Source organism: Nocardioides sp. 31GB23, assembly GCF_040012395.1.
Taxonomy (GTDB): domain Bacteria; phylum Actinomycetota; class Actinomycetes; order Propionibacteriales; family Nocardioidaceae; genus Nocardioides; species Nocardioides salarius.
In genome coordinates, this window is record NZ_JBDYKJ010000004.1 from 61,850 (window position 1) to 80,791 (window position 18,942).

Here is an 18,942-nt window from a genome sequence, read left to right on the forward strand (position 1 = left end):
TGGGTCACCCAGGAGTACCACACCGGGTATCGCGGCGTGCGGTTCAGTCGATCCTGGCGATGGGCGCGCCCTGCCGGATCGTCGCCCCCTCCGCGCACAGCAGGTGCACCACCCCGCCGACCGGCGCCGGGACCTCGGCGGCGACCTTGTCGACCTGGACCTCGGCGAGCAGCTGGTCGGCGCCCACCGTGTCCCCGTCGCGCACGAACCAGGTCGAGAGGACCCCCTCGGCGCCGGGTTCCTCCTTGGAGAGCGGGGGGAAGAGCACATCGGTCACCCGGCCACCACCCGGCGCACGGCGGCCTCGATCCGGTCCTGCCGCGGCAGGACGGCGTACTCCAGGTCGTGGGCGTAGGGGATGGGCACGTCCGGCACCGCCACCCGCTCGACCGGTCGGCTCAGCAGGCCGGGGTCGTGGTCGGTGATCGTGGCGACCACCTCGCCCGACATGCCGAAGGAGCGGTAGTCCTCGTCGACCACCACCAGCCGCCGCGTCTTGGCCACCGACGACAGGATCGCCTCGCGGTCCAGCGGTACGAGGCTGCGCAGGTCGAGCACCTCGACGTCGATCTCGCCGGCGAGCTCCTCGGCCACGTCGAGCGCGTGGTGGACCGACAGCGAGATCGTCACGACCGAGACGTCGGCCCCCTCACGCACCACGGAGGCGCTGCCGATGGGGATCTCGTAGTCGTCGGCGGGCACCTCGTCGGTCGCCCGCGGGTTCTTGGCCATCCAGGGCAGCCCCATCACCCCCTTGTGGAACATGTAGACGACGGGGTTGTCGTCGCGGATCGCCGCGGTCATCAGGCCCTTGGCGTCCGCGGGACCGCTCGGGACGACGACCTTCATGCCGGGCAGGTGCGCGAAGGTGCCCCACAGGCACTGCGAGTGCTGGGCGCCGTCGGAGTAGCCACCTCCCGTGGCCGTCGTCAGCACCATCGGCACCCGGACGTTGCCCCCGGACTCGAAGTGGATCTTGGCCATGTGGTTGTAGATCTGGTCGAGGCACACCCCCATGAAGTCGGCGAACATCAGCTCGACGACCGGGCGCATGCCCTCGACGGCGGCGCCGATGCCGAGCCCGATGAAGGCGGACTCCGAGATCGGTGTGTCGATCACCCGGTCGGGGCCGAACCGGTCGAGCAGCCCGCCGGTGGAGCCGAAGATCCCGCCGTAGGAGCCGACGTCCTCGCCCAGGTAGAAGACCGACGGGTCGCGCTCCATCTCGAAGGCGATGGCCTCGACCATCGCCTTGGACGTCGTCAGCCGACGGGAGTGCGTGGCCGGGCTGGCGGGGGCGTGCGTGGTGGTCATGGTGGCCTCCTCAGGCGAAGACGTAGGACGTGGCGGACGCGGGGTCGGGCACCGGGCTGCTCCTGGCGAAGGCGATCGCGTCCTCGACCCGCTCGCTCGCGGCGCTCCTGATCTGCTCGACCGCGGTGTCGTCGAGCACGCCGGCCTCCCGCAGCCGGGCCTCGTAGCGCGGTAGCGGGTCGTGGCTGGGTGCCTCCTCGAGGTCGAAGCGGTAGCCCTGCGCGTCACCCTCGAAGTGGCCCCACAGGCGCAGCGTGTGCACCTCGATCAGCGAGGGACCCTCGCCGGCCCGGGCCCGGGCGACCGCTCGTCGTGCCGCGTCGTGGACCGCCTCGACCTCGTTGCCCTCGATCCGCTCGCCCGGGATGCCGTAGGCCACGGCCCGGTCGGCGTTGGAGTCGACCGCGGTCGAGGCGGTGCGGGCCACGGAGATGCCCCAGTCGTTGTCCTCGACGACGAAGACCACCGGGAGACTCCACCGGGCGGCGAGGTTGAGCGACTCGTGGAAGGCGCCCTGGTTGGCGGCGCCCTCACCGGTGACGGCGACCGCGATCCGGTCGGTGCCCTGGCGGTGGAAGGCGAAGGCCTGTCCCAGCGCGGGCGGGTAGCCCTCGGCGATGATCCCGGAGCAGGAGAAGTGGGTGGCGGGGTCGAAGAGGTGCATGTGCCCGCCGCGACCGCGGCCCAGGCCACCTTCGCGGCCGAAGATCTCGGCGGTCATCCGGCGCAGGTCGACGCCGTGCGCCACCGCGAAGTGGTGCGGGCGGTGGGTGGCGGTGACCGCGTCGTCGGTGGTCAGGTGTGCGCAGATCCCGGCCGCCACCGGCTCCTGGCCCGCGGAGAGGTGCATCTCGCCGGGGATGAGCCCCTTCCCGATGTCGAAGCCCGGTCCCTTGTCGGCGTGGTACTCGCGCAGGATCGCCTCCTCGTAGGTGCGCGAGAGCACCATGGTCTCGTAGAGGCCGCGCCGCACGGCCGGGTCGAGCGCGTCGCCGGCGGCCCCGCCGGAGGGTTGGGGGATCGACGGTCGTGCTGCACGGGTGGTCATGGCGTCCTCCGCGGGATGGGTCCTGCTCGGGAACCTAGACCCGGCGCCGGCGCGCGGACAGGGCGAGGATTTCAGATGGTGACAGGCGGGTCGGGCCGCTCGCCCGCCCCCGCGTAGGCGATGAGCCGAGCCGCGCGGCGGATCGCGTCGCCGCGCTCCAGCACCCGGCCGAGCTGGTCGGCCCGCACCGAGACGGCCACCGCCGCCGCGAAGGTGGGGGAGGGGACCGCCACCGCGACGCAGGCCGTGCCCACCGCGAACTCCTCGCGGTCCAGCGCCACGTCGGAGCCCGAGTCGAGCTCGCGCAGCAGCCTCGGCGGGCTGGTGACCGTGTGCGGGGTGAGGTCTGCCAGCTCGTGCGCAGCGACGTAGTCGCGCCTGGCCCGGTCGGGCAACGTCGACAGCACCGCCTTGCCCAGGGCGGTCGCGTGCGCGGCGTGGTGGAAGCCCACCCACATGTCGACACGGGGGCACGACCGGCTGTCCGCGACGTCGGCGAGACGGATCTCGCCGTCGTCGAGGACGGAGAGGTAGGCCGGCGCGTGCAGCTCGTCGCGCAGGTGCTCGAGGACCTGGTGGGCGTGCGCCGGGTGCATCCCGACGGCGCGACCGCCCGCCAGCGACAAGGCACGGTCGCCGAGCACGTAGCCGCCCTCCTCGCGGGCGAGGTAGCCGTCGTGGACCAGGGTGCGCAGCAGGTGGTACGCCGTCGGCAGCGCCAGCCCGGACTGCCGGGCCAGGCACTTCGCGGTGACCGGGCGTGCCGACCCGCCGACCGCGTCGAGCAGGGCCAGCGCCCTGCTGACCGACTGGATCAGGGTGCGCTGCGTCGCCACTGGGCCCTCCCCGGGTGCTGGCTGCCTCGTCCCACCCGGCGAGTCAACCCCGCCGTCGACCGGGGTGGCAGGGCCGAACGTCACGAGATCCGCGCCGGCCCGGCGTGGCCGCGCGTCCGGGACGTTGTGCTCCTCCAGCGGGGGACCTGTGACCGTGGCGGCCACGTCGCCCACGGCCACGATGGGAGGAGTCGAGGTGGAGCGGAGGGACCATGGACATCACCGAGGTCTTCAGCACGGTCAAGGACACGGCCACGGTCAAGCGCGTGTTCGCCGAGCCGTACGAGAAGGACGGCCTCACGGTCATCCCCGTCGCGCTGGTCGGCGGCGGAGCAGGCGGCGGCAGCGGCCACGACGAGAAGGGTGGCGAGGGCGAGGGCGGCGGGTTCGCCGTCAGCAGCAGGCCCGCCGGCGTCTACGTCATCAAGGACGGCCGCGTCGACTGGCGCCCCGCCGTCGACCCCAACAGGATCGTGACGGTGGCCGGCGTCGTGCTGGTCGCCTTCCTGCTCACCCGACCGCGGGTGGTGCGGGCCCACGCCGCGCCAGGAGCTCGGCGAGCACGTCGGGCTCGTCGCTGATCACCCCGCTCACCCCTGCTGCGAGCACGGCGTCGAGGGTGCCGACGTCGTTGACCGGCCAGGTCATCACCACCTCGACCGCACGGTGGAGCTCGGCGACGAGGCGGGGCTCGACCAGCGAGCGGTGCACCGAGACGCCGTACGCCGGCGCGGTGCCCGGGGGCGGGGCGCCCAGGCGGCGGCGGAGCCGGGCCAGCTCGACGCGGTTGCGCGCCGAGAGGACCGGACGCACGGACCGGCCCCGGGCGGCGAGCCGGTCGACCACGCCCCACTGGCGACCGCAGGCCAGCACCTCGCCGCCGGGGAGGCCGAGCAGCTGCTGGGCGACGGCCGCGGCCATGTCGCCACGGGCGTCGCCCTTGAGGTCGAACATGATCGCGGTGCCGTGCGACCGCGCGGCGAGCACCTCGTCGAGGCCCAGGCGTGGAGCGGAGGCCGGTGCCAGCTCCCAGCGGTCCCAGAGGAACGGCAGCGGACCGGCGCTCTTGAGGTGCCGCACCTCGAGCCGGTCGCGCCCGGTGCGCACGTCGCACTCGACGACGTCGACGCCCATCTCGACAGCCTCCCGCAGCGCGGCCAGGGAGTTGCCCGCGCGGTGCGCGATCGCCAGCGGCACCCTCACGACGGCGCCGGCCTTCGTCGGTGCCGCAGCCGCTCGAGCCGCAGCGCCGCGGCATGGCCCACCAGGGCGAGCGCGAGACCGGCGACGACGTCGAGGAGGTAGTGGTTGCCGGTGACCACCACCGAGATCGTCATCAGCACCGGCAGCAGCCAGCCGACCGCGCGGAGCCACGCGGTGCCGGCGGCGGTGACCACGGCGATGCCCACGAGGAGGTCCCAGCCGGCGTGCAGGCTGGGCAGCGCGGCGTACTGGTTGGTCAGCTGGGGTGGTTGGAGGACGCGGTAGGCGTCGTTCTCGCGGGTGATGGTGTCGACCACCCCGTCGTGGGCCAGGCGCGGCGGAGCCAGGGGGTAGGCGGCGAAGACGACCATGCCGACCAGGCCCGAGACGATCATGGCGTCGCGCAGCCGCTGGAACACCGCGCGGTGGCGCCACACCGTCCAGAGCATGACGAGCGTGATCCCCGGCCAGTGACCGTAGATGTAGACGCTGTTGGCCGTCGTGGCCAGCAGCCCGGAGCCCAGGAACGGCTCCTGCAGGGTCTCCTCGACGGCGATCCCGAGACGCTGCTCGAGGGCGACGAGGTCGCGGGCGTGCGCGGCGGCCACCTCGTGGGAGCCCTCGGTGAGGTGCCGGATGCGGAAGTAGAGGTAGACGCTGGCCGTCACGAGCAGGGCCTGGCCGAGGGTCCAGAGCACCTGGTCGCGACGCAGGTCGGGTGTCGTCGGACGCAGCACGCGAGCTCCCTCCACTCCCGGTCCAGTCTCCGACGCCGCGGCCCGGCGCTGAAGGGACCAAGGGCCCGGGTCGGCGGACCGGTCAGGCCACGCCCGGCGCCGGCTCCGGGAGCACGCGCCGGCGCAGCTCGCGGCGGGTCACCAGCAGGCTGGTGCCACCCAGCACGAGCGCGGGCAGCCAGGCCACCGCCGCCTTGACCGCCACGGCGGCGGCCGCGGCGAGCCAGGGCACGCCGAGGGCGACCAGGCCCACCACGAGCGCGCCGTCGCGGGGGCTCGCGCCGTGCGGTCCGGGCAGGGCGCCGGCGACCTGGCTGGCGCCGAAGGCCGCCAGGACCTCCAGCGGGGCCAGGGTGTGGCCGGTGGCCGCCACGGAGCCGAGCAGGAGCGCCGCGGTGGTGGCCTGGTATCCGGCGGAGAGCAGCAGGCCGTGGGCGAGCGGACGCGGGCCGGGGAGCGGCCGGCTCGGCAGCAGGCCGGGACGCACGACCCGCAGGACCAGCAGCGCACCCAGCACCAGGGCAGCCACGCCGATCGCGATCGCGATGGTGCGCAGCGGCAGCGCCGTGCCCGCGAAGACGACGAAGACGGACAGGCCGATGGCGCCCACGAACCGGTCGAGCGCGACGCTGGTCACCGCGTCGGCCCGGCCCAGCCCGCCGGTGGTGAGGCGGCGCAGCCGCCACAGGTCGGCGCCGACGTGGCCCGGGGTGACCAGGCCCAGCAGCTCGGACTCCGCGTAGGCGCGCAGGTGCCAGCGTCGGCTGAACCCCGCGTCGGTGAGGGCGTGCCAGCGCAGCGGGCACAGCACGTACTTGCCGACCACCCACGGCAGCAGGCCCAGCAGCAGGGGCAGCAGGCTGACCTGTGGCAGGCGGGGGAGGGTGAGCGCCGGCACGGCCAGGGCCACGGCGATGCCGACGACCATGAGGGCCCGCGAGTGCAGGACGGCGCGAAGACGGTTCACAGGTTCTCTCCCGTGGTCGAGTGTGCCGGTCGCTGACAACCTCGCCGTCGGGCGTCTCGGCCGGCGGGATGAGTGACAGGTGCACCGGGCGCTGCGATGCTGGGCGGCCCGTGCGGCGCCGGACCGTGCGCGGGAGGGGAGTGGTGGTGGGCTACACGGAGGCGCTCGAGGCGCTGGTGGCGGCGGCACCGCCCGGGTCGGGGGTGCGCTCGCTGGTGCGGCCGGGGGCGGCCGGGCTGGTCAGCGAGCACACGGAGCGCAGCGGACTGCTGCGGCGGCGTACGACGGTGGCGCCCGAGGTGACGAGCTCCTACGTCGGCGGGCACCCCTTCCAGCCCGACGACGCGCAGTGGCCGCAGGACACCGATGGCTGGCCGATGCACTTCGTGCTGCAGGTCGCCTTCGCCGAGGTGCCGGCGCTGCCCGGCTTCCCGCGCGAGGGGCTGCTGCAGATGTTCGTGCGCGACGACCCGGTGCACGGGCTGACCTTCGACGACACCGCCGGCACGCGCGGGCTGCTGTGCCGCTGGTACGACGCCGACGCGCTCGCGCAGCCCGTCGAGGCGACCTCGACGACGCCGGTCTTCAGCAGCGACGACACCCCGTTGGCGGACCCGCAGCACCCGGTGGCGCTGGAGTTCGCCGCGATCGGCATGCTGCCGCTGGGCTGGGAGAACCTCGCCGACGACGTGGCCGGCGCCCCCGAGGCCTTCGAGGCCCTCGAGGAGCTGCTCGAGACGCGCGAGGACCTCGTCGAGGCGCTCGAGCAGGCGGTGGAGGAGCACGGGCGCTGGAGCGGCGTGCACCTGGGAGGCTGGCCGTCGTTCGTGCAGTCCGCGCCGGACGTGCCGGCGTACGGCTCGAGCCGGCTGTTGGTCGGGATGAGCGGCGGGCTGTTCCAGTGGGGCGACGTCGGCAGCGCACACCTCTTCGGCGACCCGGAGGCCGTGGCCGAGGGTGACCTCTCGCACCTGTGGTGGGAATGGGCGTCCCACTGAGGGTCCCGGTCGTCCGCAGCGCTGCGGAGCAGGCGGAGGACGAGGCGTTCCTGCGGCTGTACGGCGAGTGGGCGCCCTTGACGCCGCTGCAGATGGCCGCCGAGCTGGAGGGCTTCGACCGGCCGTGGTGGGTGGTCGGCGGCTGGGCGGTCGAGGCCGCGACCGGCTTCCGGCGCGAGCACGAGGACCTCGACGTCTCCATCCTCGCCTGCGACGTGCCGGCCCTCGTCGCACACCTGCGCGGCCGGTGGCACGTGTGGAACAACGCCGGCGGCGTGCTGCGGCCGCTGGGGGAGCGGTGGAGCGACGTCGAGGACCCCGCCAGCCAGCTGTGGCTGCGCGCGAGCGCGGCCGACCCGTGGGTGGTCGACGTGCCGCTGACCCCCGACGTCGACGGCCGCTGGTCCCACAAGTTCCTGCCCGGCGAGGACACCGAGGTCGACGAGGTGACCTGGCTCGGCGCCGACGGCATCCGCTACTTGGCGCCCGAGGTCGTGCTGTCCTACAAGGCACGGCTGCGGCGCCCGAAGGACGAACCCGATCTCGAGGCGTGCCTGCCGGTGCTGTCCGCGACTCAGCGCGAGTGGTTGCGCAGCGCGGTCGAGCGGACCGACCCCGGGCACCCGTGGCTGGGACGGCTCTAGGCGTCACCCGTGCCGTCGGCGACCACCCATGCGAGGAGGTCGCACGTGTCGCGGCGGCGCTGGTCGCGGTCGGCATAGAGGCTGGGCGAGCCCGGGTCCTCGCGTAGACGCAGCGCCTCGCCTGCGACCAGACGCCACCGGGGATCGAGGTGGTCGACGACGTAGCGGCCGGCCCCGCTCTTCGACGTCAGCGCACCGCGGGCCAGCAGGTGGTGCAGCCGGGCGCAGCCCAGGACCGTCCACACGACCAGGTCGTCGTCGAGGCCCTCGGCGGCGTCGTCCTGCGTAGTGATCCACTCCAGGATCGACCGCCAATAGGTGTCGAGGTTGCCGCGCGTGAACTGGAGCAGCTGCGGGTGATCGGTGCGCACCGAGGGACGATCACCGCGTAGGACGACAGGTCTCTCAGCGAGCTCGTGCCAGGTGACCGGGTTGATGTCGGCGTCCCCGCCTGGATCGAAGCGCCCTTCGTAGAAGACCGGGCGTGGCCTGACGGTGAGCGGGTCTGCTGCGAGGTCGTCGGCGGTGCAGTGGACTCCGTCGAAGGCCGGCCAGGCGCAGCGGGCACTGGTGGCCAGGTGGGCCTGCTCGAGGGACACGAGGTCCGCACCCTGCGGGAGCGCGTCCCACACGCACACGAAGTCGACGTCGCTGCTCGCGAAGAACTCACCCCAGCCCAGCGATCCGTGCACCAGCAGGCCGGTGACCCTGCCAGGGAGGCACTGGTCGACCTCCTGCATGAAGGTGTCGGTGACCCTTGCGACGGGCGGGGGGAGTGGGCTCACCTGGTCGACGCTAGGGGCTCGCCGAGCCGCGATGCGGCACCTAGGGTGCTGCGCATGGCTTCTCGAGTCGCCAACATCTCCGTCGATGCCCACGACCCGATCGCGCAGGCACGCTGGTGGGAGCAGGTGGTCGACGACTTCCACATGGTCCCGGAGGGCGTCTGGAGCGACGACGACGCGGAGCTGCTCGGCCCGGGCGGGCGGTCGTTGGAGTTCCTGCGGGTGCCCGACGCCAAGACGGTCAAGAACAGGATGCACCTGTGCCTGCGCCCGGTCGGCACGACCGTCGACGCCGAGGTCGAGCGGATCGTGGCGCTGGGCGCCAGCGTCGTGGACGACCGGCGCGGCCTCGAGGACGGCGGCTGGGTGGTGCTGGGGGACCCGGAGGGCAACGAGTTCTGCGTGCTGGGCACCAGCGCCGAGGACGCCGGCATCGAGCCCGCCTGACTACTCGGGGACGGCGGTCTCCACGCAGCGGCGCGCCCGGTCGAGCACCTCGTCGAGGTCGAGGCCGTACGTCGGCCCGCTGGTGCCGGCGTACGCCGTCAGGTGGCTGGTGGCGCGGTCGAGCAGGCGCCGCGCGCCGGTGGGGTTGCCACGCCGCGCATGGGTGACGCCGACACACAGCTGTGCCAGGCCCTGCCACAGCGGGCGCTCGGGCTCCGGGCAGTCCTTCCAGCGGGCCTCCAGCACCTCGTGGGCCGAGAACGGTCGGCCGTCGTCGAGCAGCGCCCGAGCGGCGGTGAGCGTCTCCAGCGGCGGCAACGGTTCCTCGGAGACCGGCTCGACGCCGACGGCGCCGTACGGCAACGGTCGGCCGAGGGCGTCACGCGGCCGGGCCTGCTTGGCCCGGCCGTCGTCGTCGCGGTCGCGGTCGGTGGTGGTCATCCGTCGACCCTACGTCGGGTGCCGGGAGAGGGGCGGAAGCACGACAACCGTGTAGTTCTCCGGGAAGCCAGATCCACAGTAGTTGACATAATGTCAGTTATCGGCGAACCGGAATGAGCTTGCCAAGAGGGGTTGCCACCGCCGAGAAGAACGGGCTCACGGGCGAGCCTCCGTGAAGGCGCCGTCGTCGAGCACAGCCACGACGTCGGACGCGTCGAGCTCGCCGGCGACGTCGACGTCGGCACTGAATCCCTTGGCGGTGAGCTCGCATCCGCCGACGCAGGCGTGCAGCGTGGGCACGAGCTGGTCTGCGGTCGCGTCCCACAGCGCTACAGCGGCTCTGGCCTCGAGGCTCAGGTCGCCTCCGTGCCCGAGCCGCACCAGCGCGCTGAGCACGGCGCCGGCACCCAGGTGGTCCTCCAGGGCCGGGCGCAGCGAGTCGTCGTGGTGCCAGCGCTCCAGTGCGGCGACCACCGCGACAGACCGACCGTCACGCAGGTGGCGAACCAGGTGGTGACCGACGGCGCTGGCGTTGCGCAGGCACCCGGCCAGCACGGTGGCACCCGTGGCCTGCAGGGCTGTCGAGATCGTCGACCCGTTGGGCGACGGCAGCACCAACCTCGGCGCCGCCTCGCACTCCACCAGCCCGGCCGGTGACAGCGACGGAGCCGGGACGGCTCCCTCGTGCGTCGCCTCGAGCCGGCCGACGGCGAGCACGGCGTCGAGCTCTGCGGCGTACGACGCGGCACGCGCGTCGTTCCACGCGAACGGGAACACCCGCATGCCGCGCTCGACGGCGATCGTCACCGAGGTCGAGAAGCTCAGCACGTCGACCACGACGCACACGTCGGCAGCCGCGGCCAGCGCACCGGACAGGCCCCAGTCGAAGCGGACCGCGTGGTCGCGCTGCCCGAAGATCTCGTCCACGGGTGCACCCTAGGAGACCACTCCCCTGGCGTCCTGGACCGACTGACGAATTGCTCGAAAAAAGTTTCGAGAAATGGTCTCTGACCAGGTCGGACTGTCGGTGCTGCCTGCTTGGATGAAGTCATGAGCGCGACGACCCGGCACCCCCTCGCCGAGGCCGTCGCGCGCCTGCACTCGATCTTGGACGAGGTGGCCCAGACAGCCGCGTGGTCGTTGGACCAGACGACCACCGCAGACCTCCTCGGCGACCTCGCCCGGGCCCAGTCGCGCTTCGCCGAGCTGCAGGCCCGGGTCCTCTCGCACGCCGAGACGGTGGCCGTCCACGAGCGCTCGGCGGCCCCGTCGGTGGCGGTCTGGCTGGCCAACGCCACCACCGCGACCAAGCGCGACGCTGTGCGACAGACCCGGTTCGCCGCGGCCTTGAGCCGGTACGACGAGCTGCGGCGCGCCCTCGCCGCGGGCGACCTGAACCTCGAGCAGGCGCAGGTCGTCGCCCGAGCGCTCGACGAGCTGCCCGAGGACCTCGAGGCGAGTGTGCGCCGGGAGGCGGAGGTCGAGCTGGTGCGTCTCGCGCTGGTGCACGACGCCAAGGCACTGCGCATCCTGGGCCGCCGCATCCTCGACGTCGTCGCACCCGAGGTCGGCGAGGCGTGGGAGGCCGAGAAGCTGGCCGAGGAGGAGCGCGAGGCCTACCGCACCGCCTCCTTCCGGATGCGCGACCAGGGCGACGGCCGTACCCGTGGCAGCTTCACGATTCCGACGCTCGCCGCCGAGATGCTGCAGAAGGTGTTGATCGCCTACGGCTCCCCGCACCGCGACGACCGGGCCGCCGGGGGTGCACGGGCCGCTGACGCCTCCGACGTCGAGCCGTCCCGTACGCCGTCACGCTCGCGCTGGGGCCGCGCGTTCGTCGAGCTGGTCGAGCGGTTGGACCCACGTGCGCTCCCCCGCAGCGGCGGGGTCAATGCCGCCGTCGTGGTCACCATGACCACCGCCACGCTGGGCGGAGCGCTCGCCTCGGCCACGCTCGACACGGGGTCCCGGGTCTCCGCCGGCACGGCCCGTCGACTGGCCTGCACGGCGGGCGTGCTGCCCGCGGTCCTGGGCGGACCCAGCGAGATCCTCGACCTCGGACGCTCCCGGCGCTTCTTCAGCCCGCCCCAGCGCGTGGCGATGATCCTGCGAGACGGCTGCTGCACCGCCGTGGGGTGCGACGCCCCGCCCGGCATGTGCGACTCCCACCACGAGGACCTCTGGTCCCACGACGGCAGGAGCGACCTGGGCCGAGGCCGGTTGCTGTGCGGCCACCACCACCGGCGCGCCCACGACCCGGCCTACGAGACCCGCGTCGTGGAGCGCAACCAGGTCGAGTTCCATCGGCGGACGTAGGCCGACCTCTACCGTTCCAAGCGTGACCGTCGATCGTTCCTTCATCCGCGTGAAGACGATGCTGCTCGCCCCGAACCCCGAGCGGAGCGCGCACGCCGTCCGCGAGGTGCTGCCGCTCTACCCGGCGGTCCCGGGCGGGTGGAGCAACAGGCTGTCGGCGCTGTGAGCCGCACAGCCCACTGCGGCTAGTGCTGCTTGCCCGGCGCCCTGGGCTGCGACCCGTCCTGCACCGCCGCCATCAGTCCACCAGCCCGGCGGCCGCGAAGGCACGGCCGTAGATCTCGCGCACGACCTTCTCCTTGCGCGCGTTGTACTGCATGGAGTGCTCCCCCGCGGCCCGGGCCGCCTCGGCCGCCTCCCGCTTGGTGGCGGCGTACAGGTCGCGCTCGTCGGCGTTGCCGCGCAGCCAGTCGCGGAAGATCCGGTGCTTGACCGGCTCGGGCGCCTCGGGGCCGAAGACGTGCAGGTGGCAGCGCGGGTCGGTGTGGCGCAGCACCCGGTGCTCGAACCACCACGGCTCGCGCACCCGCAGCTCGAAGCCCTGCGCCTCCAGCGCCGGCACGTACGTCGCCTCGTCGGCGGCGTCGGCGACCACCAGGTCGATGTCGATGATCGGCTTCGCGGCCAGGCCGGGCACCGACGTCGACCCGACGTGCTGCAGGTCCAGCACCCGCCATCCGAGGGCCTCGCGCACCCGCCCCGCGAGGTCGTCGTACCACCCGGTCCAGCGCCCGTCCGGCTCCTCGACGCGTACCTCGCCAGTGGGTCCGGCACCGGGCACGTACATGCTGGAACCGGGCGGCACGAGCGGGTCGTGGAAGGTCACGATGTCGGCGCGGGAGGGCATCCTCGGAGAGTAGGCGAGTCGGCGCCAGCGAACGTGAGCGACATCATGTGCTCGCCGGGTTGGGTTGCCCTGCTACGGGCCCCACACTGGTACATGAAGGCACCTGGTGGAGCCTTCTGACCCAGTCACCGATCACACCTGAGGAGGTGCGCATGACCACCATCATGACCCTGTTCCGTCGCTTCGACTCCGAGTTCCTCGAGGCGTTCGTCCCGTGGCACCAGCGCACCTGGGAGCGCAACGGCCGCTGAACCCAGCTGTGAACCGCACGGCCCCCGACGCACCGCGTCGGGGGCCGTCGTGCGTCCGGACCCAGGTCAGTCGTCGCGGCCGGCACCGAGGAAGGTGCGCAGCGCCGAGACGAACGCCTCGGGCTTCTCCGAGTGCACCCAGTGGCCAGCGCCCTTGATCGTGACCTGCACCGTGCGTGGGAAGAGCCGCTCCATCTCCTCCTCGGCGTCGGCGGTGACGTAGCCCGAGCGCTCGCCGGCCATCCACAGCACCGGGCGCTCGAAGGTCTCCTCGACGCGGGGGAAGTCGCCGATGGCGGCCAGCTCCTCGCGCAGCAGCCCCAGGTTGGCCTGCCAGGTGAAGCCTTCGCTGCCCGAGCGGAGGTTCTGTAGCAGGAAGCCCCGCACCCGCTCGTCGGGGATCGCCTCGGCCAGCTGCTCGTCGGCGTCGCTGCGCCGCGACAACCCCTCCAGCTCGAGGCCGGCCAGGCTGCCGAGCAGGTGCTCGAACTCGCCGGCGCCGGTGCTGGGCGCCGGCGAGATGTCGACGACCACCAGCCGCTCGACCAGGTGCGGGTGGCGCAGCGCCAGCAGCATCGCGACCTTGCCGCCCATCGAGTGCCCCACGAGGTGCACCGGTCCGTCGCCCGCGAACCCGTCGACCAGGTGCTCCGCGACCCGGTCGGCGGTGTCGGCGTACGAGAAGGTCTCGCTCCACTGCGAGCGGCCGTGGTTGGGCAGGTCGACCAGCAGGCTGTGGAAGGCGGGCGCCATCGCCTTGGCGATCTGGGTGAAGTTGCGGCCCTGGCCGAAGAGGCCGTGCAGGAACACCACCCGCTGCCCGGTCTCGCCGACCTCGGTGCTGTGGATGGCGGGGCTCGTCTGGCTCACGCGCCCAGGCTAGGGGGCGGTCCGGGGCACCTCGGCGCCCGGGCCACCGGTGGAGGCCGCCTCGACCGCGATGGCCAGCAGGTCACCGGCCGCCTCGTGCAGGCGCTCCTCGCCACGCCACACGCACGTCAGGGGCCGGGCCAGGTCGAGCTCGGTGGGCACGGCGACGAGACGTCCCAGCTCGAGCTCGGCGCGCACCGACATCTCCGAGACCACGCCGGGCCCCACCCCGGCGGCGGTGGCGCCGGCGAGCGCCGCCGTCGACGTCGCCTCGAGCGCGACGTCCGGCTGCTGGCCCAGCGCGGCGTCGAAGGTGCTGCGGGTGCCGCTGCCGCTCTCGCGCAGCACCCAGCGGGCCGCTCGCAGCTCAGTGGTCGACAGGGCCGCACGTCGACGGGCCCAGGCGTGCTGCGGCGCCACCACGACGACGAGCCGGTCCTGGCCGACCTGCCGGTGCGCCAGTCCGTCCGGCAGCACGGCGGACTCGATGAAACCGATGTCGGCCTGCCCCGATCGCACGGTGTCGGCGACCGTCTCGCTGTTGACCACCCGCAGGACCGGCTGCACCTCGGGGCGTCGGACGTGCAGCTCGCCGAGCCAGCGCGGCACCAGGGACTCGGCCACGGTCAGGCTGGCGGCCACGACGACACCGGCGCGCCGACGGGCTGTGAGTGCCTCGAGCGAGGCGCGCACGGTGTCGACCTCGTGCAGCACGCCGCGCGCCCACGACACCACGGCCTCGCCGTCGGTGGTCATCCGCGATCCCCGGGCGGAGCGGTGCACGACGGCCAGGCGCCACCGGCTCTCGAACTCACGCACCCGCGCACTGGCCGCGGGCTGCGAGATGCCTCGGTGGGCGGCCGCGGCGCTGAGGCTGCCGGTCTCGGAGACCGCGACCAGCAGCCGCAGCGTGTCGAGGTCGAGGTCCGGGGTCACCCACCGACCCTAGCCCGCGACCCATCACCTCTGCTGATGGGTCGCCTGGTCTCGGAGGTCTTCTGCCGGCCCTCGGCGCGCCGCAGGCTGGTGCCGTGACCCTCCTCCGCGCCACCGCTCCGTCGCCCCGGCCGCCCCAGCACCAGGCCCGGCCAGGTCGTGTGACGGCCTACGGGCCACCGTTGGTCACCGCGGCGGTCTGCGTGCTGCTCAGCCGGTGGGTCCCGCTGCTGGGGCCGCTGCTGCTGGCGCTCCTGGTCGGCGCGGTGGTCGCCAACAGCCGGCTGGCCGGGCACCGGGCGCTCCGGGACCATGCCCGGGTCACGCGGGCGCTGCTGAGGGTCGGGGTGGTGGCGCTGGGCCTGCGGCTCCCGCTGAGCGACATCGCCGGGATCGGGTTCGGCGGCGTGCTGGTCGTGGTGGTGACCGTGACGACGACCTACACCGTGACCCGTCTGGTGGGGAGCAGGACGGGGCTGCCCCCCGGGTTCGTGACCCTGCTGGCGGCGGGGTCCTCGATCTGCGGGGCCGCGGCGATCGCCGCGGTCAGCGACGCGGTGCGGGCCCGGGAACGCGACGTGGCCCACGCGGTCGCGCTGGTGACCCTGCAGGGCACCGCGCTGATCGTGCTGCTGCCCTGGGCCGCGCAGCAGCTGGGCCTGAGTGGCGAGCAGAGCGCGACCTGGGTCGGGGCGAGCATCCACGAGGTGGCCCAGGTGGCGGCGGCTGCCTCGGTCGTGGGCGGTGGTGCGATCGCGGTCGCGATGACCGTCAAGCTCGGCCGGGTGACGCTGCTGGCGCCGACCTACCTGGTCGCTGGCCGCGGCTCCGGGCCCTCGACCGGGCCCTCGACCGGGCCGGCCTCGGGGAGGCCGCCGCTGCTGCCGTGGTTCCTCGTCGGCTTCGTCGTGATGCTCGCGCTGCGTTCCAGCGGCTGGCTCCCGGGTGCCGTGGTCGGGGCGGCCGAGCCCGGCTCCACCCTCCTGCTCGCGGCGGGGATGGTCGGTCTGGGGCTCGGGCTGAGGCTCCGCGACCTGCGGCCGCTGCCCCTGCCGGCCCTCGCCCTGGCGAGCCTCTCGACGGTGGTGGCCGCTGGGACCTCGCTGGTGCTCGTCCTCGTGCTGGTGTGACCGGCCGGCGGCCTGGTGGCCGCGACCGCCCGTCCGGGCCGTCCGGCGTACCCCGTCTGGGGGATCTGCGTACCCCGCATCGGCGACACGCGGGCGTTCGTCCCACCGGCGCCGGCGTCGAGGCCTACCGTCGAGATGTGGACCGGGGCCAGGGGTGGCCCCGCGCAGGTCCGGCACCAGGAGAAGCACCATGTGGGACACCGTCGACGACCAGCCCGACCACTCCAGCCAGCCCGGGGACCCCGGCCGGCACCACGGCGCGCACCTCTCGCACGACCGGCCCTGCCCGCGCTGCGGGCACGCCATGCACGTCTTCCTGGCGTGCGACAGCGGCTGCGACTGCCAGCCCGCGGCCCTGCCCCAGCACCTGGCCCACGCCTGAGCGCCCCAGGCGCTCGGCCCTAGACGTCGACGCGCGCCACCTGCTGCCACTGCGGCCGCTCGTGGTCGCCGTCGACGACCACTCCGGTCGACCAGGTCAGCCGCAGGCCCTCGGGGCCGGCCTCGAGGGTGGCCAGGAGGTTCTCGAACCACGGCCCGTGTGTCATCCGCCAGTGCAGCGGCGAGGGCGGGACCCGGCGCCCGAGCATCCGCCCGGTCGGACGGGCCCGGCCCCTGGCCGCCACCCGCACCCCGGCCCGGACCGCGCGCGGCAGCGGGTTGCGCATCGGTGAGCAGACCGCCTGGAGGATCCGGCTGGCCGCCCCGGTGCCCGGCCCCTGCAGGTCCGGCCCGTCGGGGGCCGGCTCCGCCTCGACGAGGTAGCTGTGGTGCACGTCGCCGGAGAGGAAGGTGATCGTGGCCGGTGCGCGCCCGCGTCGCCCGGCCGCGACGTCGCGCACCATGGAGCCGACCTGGGCGAAGCCCTCCTGGAAGGCGGCCCAGTGCTCGATGTCGAGCGTCCGGCGCAGCCACTCCCCCACGCGCCTGCCGTGCCGGCCCAGGAGGCCGCCGTTGACCACCTCGACGGCCGCCTCGACGTGGTGCAGCCCCGGGGAGAGCAGGAAGGGCAGCGAGGTGGCGATCAGCAGGTGGTCGACGTCGCCGCGCAGCTGCCGGTCGAGCCAGTCCATCTCCTCGTCGTCGACCATCGAGCGGCGCTCGTCCTCGAAGACCCGCGCGGCGCGGGAGTCGACGACGACCAGCCGGACCTGGTCGTCGACCTGGCGCGCGAAGCTCCACCGGAAGGTCGTGGGGTGCCTGTCGGCGCGCTCGACCAGCTCGTCGAGCGCCGCGCTGAGGTCGAGCTCGTCCGGGCCCTCGTGGGCCACGACCTGCTGCCACAGCGGGTCCTCGGCGCGGGAGGCCGCGCCGAGGTTGCCCAGGTGCTGGTGCACCCAGTAGGCGCCGAGGCCACCGACGATCCGGTCGCGCCACCAGTCGGTGGCCCACATGTCGCGGCGCCAGCTGGCGCTGATGTTCCAGTCGTCGCGGATGTCGTGGTCGTCGAAGATCATCGCGCTGGGCACCGTCGAGAGCAGCCACCGCGTCGCCGGGTCGCTCCAGGCCAGCCGGTAGATCTCGGCGTACTCCTCGTAGTCGCGCAGCTCCCAGCCCGGCGGGCTGTCGGGGTCGCGACGGGCGCTGATGAAGGCGCGCATCGCCTCGCTGGTCTCGTCGGCGTAGACCTGGTCGCCGAGCAGCAGGAGCAGGTCGGGCGCCGCCTCGTGGCCGTCGGCCAGGTGCAGCCCGTAGGTGCGCAGCGCGTCGATCCCGAAGCGGGCGTGGGTCGCCTCGTCGTGCGGGGCGCTGACCCGGCACGAGCCGTAGGCCAGGCGCAGCGCACGCCCGGGCTGCAGGGTGTGGATCCGTGAGGGCGGGTGGGCCGACCCGGGCTCGGGCCAGACCTGCTGGCCGTCGACCTCGACGACGTACGCCGTCGCGCTGCCGGGCTCGAGCCCGGTGACCTCGACGAGCGCGTAGTGGTGCCCGTGCACCGCGAAGGTGCGCGCGCTGCCCGAGGCACGGCCGGCCCGGACCACCACCGCAGCCGCCGACGCCGTCTCGACCCACACGGTGGCCGAGTCGGCGTCGACGTGCCGCAGCAGCGGGCCGAGCACGAGGCTCACGGCTCGAGGAGCACCTTGATCGCGCGGCGCTCGTCCATCATCTTGTAGCCCTCGGCGACCTGGTCCATCGGCAGCGTGGCGTCGAAGACCTTGCCCGGCTCGATGGTGCCGTCGAGGACCAGGCCCAGCAGGTGCGGGAGGTACTGGCGCACGGGGGCCATGCCGCCGGCGAGGCCGACGTTCTTCTGGAACATCCGGCGCACGGGCAGCTCGACCCCGTGCGGAACCCCCACGAAGCCGACGGTCGCGCCGGGACGGGCGACCGCGAACGCGGTGCCCATCGCCTGGTCGGTGCCCACGCACTCGAGCACGGCGTCGGCGCCGATGCCGGCGGTGATCTCCTTGATGGCCGCGGCGCCCTCCTTGCCGCGCTCGGCCACCACGTGGGTGGCGCCGAAGGCGCGACCGATCTCCTGGCGCGGCTCGTGGCGCGACATCAGCACGACCTTCTCGGAACCCATCTGGGCCGCGGCGAGCACGCCGCACAGGCCGACCGCGCCGTCGCCGACGACCACGGTGGTGCCGCCGGCGCGCACCTGGGCGGCCACGGCCGCGTGCCACCCGGTCGGCATCACGTCGGAGAGGGCCATCAGGTGCGGCACGAGCGCCTTGTCGGGGCCCTGCTCCCCGACGTCGGGCACGACGACCAGGCTGCCGTCGGCCTGGGCGACGCGGGCGAGCTCGCCCTGGCCACTGCTGGTCATGCCGAGGTTGACGCAGGCCGACTGCATGCCGGCGCGGCAGTGGGCGCAGGTGTTGTCGCAGTGGTCGAAGGGCACGACGACGAAGTCGCCGACCTTGACCTCGCGCACGTCGGCCCCGACGGCCTCGACGACGCCGATGCACTCGTGGCCGATCGTGTCGCCGGCGGTGATGTCGTTCTCGCCGCGGTAGGGCCACAGGTCGGAGCCGCAGATGCAGGCGCTGGTCACCCGCACGACCGCGTCGGTGGGCAGCTGGATCGTGGGGTCGGGGACGTCGTTCGAGAAGCGGATGTCACGGGCGGCGTGGATGGTGGTGGCTCGCATGCTCCGAGCATGGCATCCGTCGCCCCCACCCCGCCTCACCGGCGCGTCACCCTCCGGTGGTGTGCCTCTATCTCA

The 18,942-nt window shown here is 73.8% G+C and carries 23 protein-coding genes; 8 read left to right on the forward strand and 15 right to left on the reverse strand.

Annotation, left to right across the window (positions count from 1 at the left end; all coding sequences use genetic code 11):
- Nucleotides 1–43: 43 nt before the first annotated feature.
- From ABKW28_RS02100 to ABKW28_RS02115, 4 genes are all read right to left on the reverse strand, one after another.
- Nucleotides 44–277, reverse strand: coding sequence for a lipoyl domain-containing protein (locus ABKW28_RS02100; RefSeq protein WP_348606018.1), 234 nt, complete (start codon nt 275–277; stop codon nt 44–46).
- On the reverse strand, nt 274–1,314 hold the full coding sequence (locus ABKW28_RS02105) for an alpha-ketoacid dehydrogenase subunit beta (RefSeq protein ID WP_341230826.1): 1,041 nt from the start codon (nt 1,312–1,314) through the stop codon (nt 274–276). Before ABKW28_RS02105 ends, ABKW28_RS02100 begins: the two co-directional genes overlap by 4 nt.
- A gap of 10 nt (nt 1,315–1,324) precedes the next feature.
- Complete coding sequence (locus tag ABKW28_RS02110; RefSeq protein WP_348606020.1) at nt 1,325–2,362, reverse strand: thiamine pyrophosphate-dependent dehydrogenase E1 component subunit alpha; 1,038 nt, start codon at nt 2,360–2,362, stop codon at nt 1,325–1,327.
- A gap of 71 nt (nt 2,363–2,433) precedes the next feature.
- Nucleotides 2,434–3,198 (reverse strand): IclR family transcriptional regulator C-terminal domain-containing protein, encoded by a 765-nt coding sequence (locus ABKW28_RS02115; protein ID WP_348606022.1) that lies wholly within the window; start codon nt 3,196–3,198, stop codon nt 2,434–2,436.
- A gap of 212 nt (nt 3,199–3,410) precedes the next feature.
- Here ABKW28_RS02115 and ABKW28_RS02120 point away from each other — a divergent pair, with 212 nt between their 5' ends.
- On the forward strand, nt 3,411–3,779 hold the full coding sequence (locus tag ABKW28_RS02120; RefSeq protein WP_193668781.1) for a spore germination protein GerW family protein: 369 nt from the start codon (nt 3,411–3,413) through the stop codon (nt 3,777–3,779).
- Here the strand turns inward: ABKW28_RS02120 and ABKW28_RS02125 are convergent.
- From ABKW28_RS02125 to ABKW28_RS02135, 3 genes are all read right to left on the reverse strand, one after another.
- Nucleotides 3,709–4,401 carry a glycerophosphodiester phosphodiesterase gene (locus ABKW28_RS02125; protein ID WP_348606026.1) on the reverse strand — a complete coding sequence of 231 codons (693 nt, stop codon included), beginning with the start codon at nt 4,399–4,401 and terminating at the stop codon, nt 3,709–3,711. The genes ABKW28_RS02120 and ABKW28_RS02125 overlap by 71 nt on opposite strands.
- A complete protein-coding gene (locus ABKW28_RS02130; RefSeq protein ID WP_348606028.1) occupies nt 4,398–5,138 on the reverse strand; it encodes a phosphatase PAP2 family protein in 741 nt (246 codons plus the stop codon). Before ABKW28_RS02130 ends, ABKW28_RS02125 begins: the two co-directional genes overlap by 4 nt.
- Nucleotides 5,139–5,220: 82 nt before the next feature.
- Nucleotides 5,221–6,105: a lysylphosphatidylglycerol synthase domain-containing protein gene (locus ABKW28_RS02135; protein WP_348606030.1), complete on the reverse strand. Its 885-nt coding sequence runs from the start codon at nt 6,103–6,105 to the stop codon at nt 5,221–5,223.
- A 146-nt stretch (nt 6,106–6,251) separates the two neighbouring features.
- Between ABKW28_RS02135 and ABKW28_RS02140 the strand changes: the two genes are divergently transcribed.
- Together ABKW28_RS02140 and ABKW28_RS02145 are read left to right on the forward strand one after the other, a co-directional pair.
- Nucleotides 6,252–7,103, forward strand: coding sequence for a DUF1963 domain-containing protein (locus tag ABKW28_RS02140; RefSeq protein WP_348606032.1), 852 nt, complete (start codon nt 6,252–6,254; stop codon nt 7,101–7,103).
- Complete coding sequence (locus ABKW28_RS02145; RefSeq protein ID WP_348606033.1) at nt 7,088–7,747, forward strand: hypothetical protein; 660 nt, start codon at nt 7,088–7,090, stop codon at nt 7,745–7,747. The genes ABKW28_RS02140 and ABKW28_RS02145 overlap by 16 nt, the downstream gene beginning before the upstream one ends.
- On the opposite strand, the gene ABKW28_RS02150 is transcribed toward ABKW28_RS02145, so the two are convergent.
- Complete coding sequence (locus tag ABKW28_RS02150; RefSeq protein WP_348606035.1) at nt 7,744–8,532, reverse strand: hypothetical protein; 789 nt, start codon at nt 8,530–8,532, stop codon at nt 7,744–7,746. The two genes, ABKW28_RS02145 and ABKW28_RS02150, sit on opposite strands and share 4 nt — an antisense overlap.
- A 54-nt stretch (nt 8,533–8,586) precedes the next feature.
- On the opposite strand from ABKW28_RS02150, the gene ABKW28_RS02155 reads away from it, so the two are divergent.
- The gene (locus tag ABKW28_RS02155; RefSeq protein WP_348606037.1) at nt 8,587–8,979 is read left to right on the forward strand and encodes a VOC family protein; all 393 of its coding nucleotides are present in this window, start codon (nt 8,587–8,589) and stop codon (nt 8,977–8,979) included.
- Here the strand turns inward: ABKW28_RS02155 and ABKW28_RS02160 are convergent, their stop codons facing one another.
- Together ABKW28_RS02160 and ABKW28_RS02165 are read right to left on the reverse strand one after the other, a co-directional pair.
- Nucleotides 8,980–9,420, reverse strand: a complete 441-nt coding sequence (locus tag ABKW28_RS02160; protein ID WP_348606039.1) for a DUF309 domain-containing protein — start codon at nt 9,418–9,420, stop codon at nt 8,980–8,982.
- A 156-nt stretch (nt 9,421–9,576) separates the two neighbouring features.
- Nucleotides 9,577–10,347, reverse strand: coding sequence for a 2-phosphosulfolactate phosphatase (locus tag ABKW28_RS02165; RefSeq protein ID WP_348606041.1), 771 nt, complete (start codon nt 10,345–10,347; stop codon nt 9,577–9,579).
- A gap of 123 nt (nt 10,348–10,470) precedes the next feature.
- Between ABKW28_RS02165 and ABKW28_RS02170 the strand changes: the two genes are divergently transcribed.
- Both ABKW28_RS02170 and ABKW28_RS02175 read left to right on the forward strand, forming a co-directional pair.
- A complete protein-coding gene (locus tag ABKW28_RS02170; protein WP_348606043.1) occupies nt 10,471–11,736 on the forward strand; it encodes a DUF222 domain-containing protein in 1,266 nt (421 codons plus the stop codon).
- Nucleotides 11,737–11,758: 22 nt separating this feature from the next.
- A complete protein-coding gene (locus ABKW28_RS02175) occupies nt 11,759–11,902 on the forward strand; it encodes a hypothetical protein (protein WP_348606045.1) in 144 nt (47 codons plus the stop codon).
- 72 nt (nt 11,903–11,974) lie between these two features.
- On the opposite strand, the gene ABKW28_RS02180 is transcribed toward ABKW28_RS02175, so the two are convergent.
- The 3 genes from ABKW28_RS02180 to ABKW28_RS02190 all read right to left on the reverse strand — a co-directional run bounded on the left by ABKW28_RS02180 (nt 11,975) and on the right by ABKW28_RS02190 (nt 14,640).
- A complete protein-coding gene (locus ABKW28_RS02180; RefSeq protein ID WP_348606047.1) occupies nt 11,975–12,583 on the reverse strand; it encodes a GrpB family protein in 609 nt (202 codons plus the stop codon).
- Between the two features lie 317 nt (nt 12,584–12,900).
- Complete coding sequence (locus ABKW28_RS02185; protein ID WP_348606049.1) at nt 12,901–13,704, reverse strand: alpha/beta fold hydrolase; 804 nt, start codon at nt 13,702–13,704, stop codon at nt 12,901–12,903.
- Between the two features lie 9 nt (nt 13,705–13,713).
- Nucleotides 13,714–14,640 carry a LysR family transcriptional regulator gene (locus ABKW28_RS02190; protein WP_348606051.1) on the reverse strand — a complete coding sequence of 309 codons (927 nt, stop codon included), beginning with the start codon at nt 14,638–14,640 and terminating at the stop codon, nt 13,714–13,716.
- Between the two features lie 95 nt (nt 14,641–14,735).
- Here ABKW28_RS02190 and ABKW28_RS02195 point away from each other — a divergent pair, with 95 nt between their 5' ends.
- Together ABKW28_RS02195 and ABKW28_RS02200 are read left to right on the forward strand one after the other, a co-directional pair.
- Complete coding sequence (locus tag ABKW28_RS02195; protein WP_348606053.1) at nt 14,736–15,770, forward strand: putative sulfate exporter family transporter; 1,035 nt, start codon at nt 14,736–14,738, stop codon at nt 15,768–15,770.
- Between the two features lie 190 nt (nt 15,771–15,960).
- Entirely contained in the window at nt 15,961–16,152 is a 192-nt protein-coding gene (locus ABKW28_RS02200; protein WP_348606055.1) for a hypothetical protein, read from the forward strand.
- A gap of 19 nt (nt 16,153–16,171) precedes the next feature.
- Here the strand turns inward: ABKW28_RS02200 and ABKW28_RS02205 are convergent, their stop codons facing one another.
- Nucleotides 16,172–17,839: an alkaline phosphatase D family protein gene (locus tag ABKW28_RS02205; protein ID WP_348606057.1), complete on the reverse strand. Its 1,668-nt coding sequence runs from the start codon at nt 17,837–17,839 to the stop codon at nt 16,172–16,174.
- A complete protein-coding gene (locus ABKW28_RS02210; RefSeq protein WP_348606059.1) occupies nt 17,836–18,867 on the reverse strand; it encodes a zinc-dependent alcohol dehydrogenase family protein in 1,032 nt (343 codons plus the stop codon). Before ABKW28_RS02210 ends, ABKW28_RS02205 begins: the two co-directional genes overlap by 4 nt.
- Between the last annotated feature and the right edge of the window lie 75 nt (nt 18,868–18,942).

What these genes read in the sequence shown, in the direction of transcription:
- ABKW28_RS02105 (WP_341230826.1), bottom strand. Translation starts at nt 1,314, where the DNA reads ATGACCACCACGCACGCCCCCGCCAGCCCGGCCACGCACTCCCGTCGG.
- ABKW28_RS02160 (WP_348606039.1), bottom strand. Translation starts at nt 9,420, where the DNA reads ATGACCACCACCGACCGCGACCGCGACGACGACGGCCGGGCCAAGCAG.
- ABKW28_RS02180 (WP_348606047.1), bottom strand. Translation starts at nt 12,583, where the DNA reads ATGCCCTCCCGCGCCGACATCGTGACCTTCCACGACCCGCTCGTGCCG.
- ABKW28_RS02110 (WP_348606020.1), bottom strand. Translation starts at nt 2,362, where the DNA reads ATGACCACCCGTGCAGCACGACCGTCGATCCCCCAACCCTCCGGCGGG.
- ABKW28_RS02155 (WP_348606037.1), top strand. Translation starts at nt 8,587, where the DNA reads ATGGCTTCTCGAGTCGCCAACATCTCCGTCGATGCCCACGACCCGATC.
- ABKW28_RS02120 (WP_193668781.1), top strand. Translation starts at nt 3,411, where the DNA reads ATGGACATCACCGAGGTCTTCAGCACGGTCAAGGACACGGCCACGGTC.
- ABKW28_RS02200 (WP_348606055.1), top strand. Translation starts at nt 15,961, where the DNA reads ATGTGGGACACCGTCGACGACCAGCCCGACCACTCCAGCCAGCCCGGG.
- ABKW28_RS02170 (WP_348606043.1), top strand. Translation starts at nt 10,471, where the DNA reads ATGAGCGCGACGACCCGGCACCCCCTCGCCGAGGCCGTCGCGCGCCTG.
- ABKW28_RS02145 (WP_348606033.1), top strand. Translation starts at nt 7,088, where the DNA reads ATGGGCGTCCCACTGAGGGTCCCGGTCGTCCGCAGCGCTGCGGAGCAG.
- ABKW28_RS02210 (WP_348606059.1), bottom strand. Translation starts at nt 18,867, where the DNA reads ATGCGAGCCACCACCATCCACGCCGCCCGTGACATCCGCTTCTCGAAC.